At 50.1% G+C, this 2,429-nt stretch carries 4 protein-coding genes; all 4 read right to left on the bottom strand.

What is annotated here, in order from left to right:
* Positions 1 to 192: 192 nt before the first annotated feature.
* Entirely contained in the window at positions 193 to 534 is a 342-nt protein-coding gene (locus EJE49_RS08825) for an avidin-fold protein (protein WP_124950086.1), read from the bottom strand.
* A gap of 81 nt (positions 535 to 615) precedes the next feature.
* The gene (locus tag EJE49_RS08820; protein WP_124950085.1) at positions 616 to 963 is read right to left on the bottom strand and encodes an immunity protein Imm33 domain-containing protein; all 348 of its coding nucleotides are present in this window, start codon (positions 961 to 963) and stop codon (positions 616 to 618) included.
* A gap of 376 nt (positions 964 to 1,339) precedes the next feature.
* Positions 1,340 to 1,915: a hypothetical protein gene (locus tag EJE49_RS08815; protein WP_124950084.1), complete on the bottom strand. Its 576-nt coding sequence runs from the start codon at positions 1,913 to 1,915 to the stop codon at positions 1,340 to 1,342.
* Positions 1,916 to 1,927: 12 nt separating this feature from the next.
* Positions 1,928 to 2,429, bottom strand: a 502-nt coding sequence (locus EJE49_RS08810; RefSeq protein ID WP_223246884.1) for a hypothetical protein, incomplete at its 5' end; no start/stop codon positions are given.

The following is a 2,429-nucleotide window of genomic DNA, read 5'->3' as shown; positions in this document are numbered from 1 at the left end:
GGAACAGAAACGATTCGGGTGGGAAAATTGCGTCCGAAAATCAGTGAAAAAGGGGTTTTTCTACAGCGTCAACGCCAAGTTAACCGGCAGAGCGGAGCCGGCCTGCCGGCGGAGTGATTTGCAGCGGGGCGTAAAATTTGCGAAGCAAATGCCCCGCTGCAAACTGTCCGCGTTGAACGCCTGGTTATGCATTTATTGCTCGACTATTTCTGAGTAGCCCGACGACATGTCACCGGACAACCACTGCCACTCTTCTTTGAACCGAATTTTGCCGCCACTCAGTAACTCTGGAGTTGATAAGCACTTGCCAATCATTATTTCACCACGCCGATTTATATGGTGATAGCGCATATCGAGCTGGCCCGACGCCAACACGTTTGCCACAAGTTGGCCCTTAACTACGTCGCCGCCTTCATACTCGGCCCAGACGACGCTTTCTCGCTGATGATAGCTAAATAGCGTGTCAGCACCGACTTCCCCATTCTCCGTATTTGTGACGGACCGAAACATCTTTCCTTCGAGATTGAATTCCATGCGGACTCTCTATTGATGCATAACGTTTGAATTAAGGGGCGCCGTTAGGCGTCCCGCTTGAATGATGGGTTGGGCAGTGCGCTACACGTTGAGAATCCCATCGTCGAACCATACATCAACTTGACCCGGTGCTAACAGAACACGCCAGCCCGGTGCAAGAGCAAGATATGGAATGATATCAGGACAACGTTCTTCAAGATGCTGCAAATGAAGCGGCTGGAAAAAATCTGGCTCTTCAGGCAAAACTTCACCACCCCAAATGTACCAACCACAAGTGCCGTTTTCAGCGGGATGACGAAGAGCATTAAGAGGTAGCTGACCAATTGTATTAAGAGCAATGCCCACTCTTTCAAGTGGGGACGAAGGTGTAAATACAGAACCGTATTTAATGCATACGGATTTCTGTGAAATATCATTCTTTTCGCTCATGATGCCCAACGTTCAAATTGAGGGGGCGCCGCTTTGCGGCGGTCCCGCTCGAATGCAGGGTTAGCCATATAACGCTCCCACTTGGAGGTGAAGAAGCCAGGCGGAGAACCCTAAAACTGCAACTAGCTGAAGGCCAAAGAAAAGGGCAGCAAGCCGTGAGCCACAAACGCGGATGCACCACGTGAGAATGGCAACCGGGACACCCACGAACAAGAGAATTACCGCTAGCGAAGGCGAACCTTCGGAAGGCGTGAGAGGTGCAATCAGACCAACCGCATAGATGAGCAATGCCATGACGTTTCCCGCTACAAGCAGAAGGCTGCGCCAGATTGGTGTGGGTGTGGGTGCGGATGCGGTCAACATGGCTAACGTGGAGCTAAGGGGCAGGCCGCTTCTGGCCTGTCCCGCTTGAGCGTAAGGTTAGATGCGACTCCCGTTTTATGGCATCTATACTTGTGTTGCGTAAGACTTGAAGCTCCTTTTCGTTAACACGAGAGAGAGCTTCAAGTCGCATATTTAGCTCATATTGATTAGCTTCAGGACGGTCTGCATATTCTAGCCCCGCATTAAGAACGATGTCTTCTAGCCCAGTAATGCTGATTTTAGCGAACTTAATTTCTTCAAGAAATAGTTGAGGGTGAATTCGGATGACGTGACCGACGATTGCCGTTAAATCCTCGGCTAGGCCGCCGTCAGACTGCCCTTTAAGCCGAATAGCCAAACGTAAGGACTCCCGATCACCTGCGTAGACTTGAAGCGCCAAAATCTGCAAATCCCCCCCATTGTAGTTGCCAAATGAGGCAGCCCCTTTTGAGTAAGTAAGGCTGTGTACCTGTTTTGCATTTTGAGCCGATGGAAAATCGAGATATTGCTCCCACGGTGTTGCGGCCAGCACGGAGGCTGGCAAAAAAGTGATCAGCAATAAAAGTAAAACTCTAGTTCTCATCAGCATCTAACGTTTGAATTAAGGGGCGCGCTTTAGCGCGTCCCGCTTGAATGAAGAGTTAGGGTGTAGGTGCCACTGCCTCAGCACAAAATAAAAGATGGCGATTAGTGTGCCATTCCAAAGCACAGGGTCGATCCAACTGCTGTGCGTCCAAAGGACCCAGGCAACTCCCGGCATTAAGCCAAATAGTAAGGCACTCCCTAGGTTGGCAACACCGTAACGGTTTAGAAGAGCATAAGTGGGCATGCCATAGGCGAATACGAATGGGAGCGCGATGATGAAGCCATAAATGGCTACAGCCGCAGTTCCGCCAACGATATGACCAACACTCTCGATTGGACCTGTGAAGCCAGAAATAGCGAGGAGAAACGCACCAGTCACGGAGCCAAGAAAATTTGCACCAAGGCCGGCTAGAACTGGATTGATTGGAGTACGTTCCATGTAAGCCCTAACGAAGCTGTATAAAAAGTATATCCATAACCGCATCATGCCGTGAACCAAATGAGATATCAAGGTCGAA

Origin of the sequence: Sulfuriferula thiophila (assembly GCF_003864975.1) — a bacterium.
In the GTDB taxonomy this organism is placed as follows: Bacteria; Pseudomonadota; Gammaproteobacteria; order Burkholderiales; family Sulfuriferulaceae; genus Sulfuriferula; species Sulfuriferula thiophila.
The sequence above is the reverse complement of the archived record's forward strand: the minus strand, read 5'-3'. Positions and strand labels throughout refer to the sequence as shown.

Bases quoted from the DNA above. Each gene is read 5' to 3' on its own strand.
- EJE49_RS08820 (WP_124950085.1), bottom strand. From the start codon at position 963: ATGAGCGAAAAGAATGATATTTCACAGAAATCCGTATGCATTAAATAC.
- EJE49_RS08825 (WP_124950086.1), bottom strand. From the start codon at position 534: ATGGAATTCAATCTCGAAGGAAAGATGTTTCGGTCCGTCACAAATACG.
- EJE49_RS08815 (WP_124950084.1), bottom strand. From the start codon at position 1,915: ATGCTGATGAGAACTAGAGTTTTACTTTTATTGCTGATCACTTTTTTG.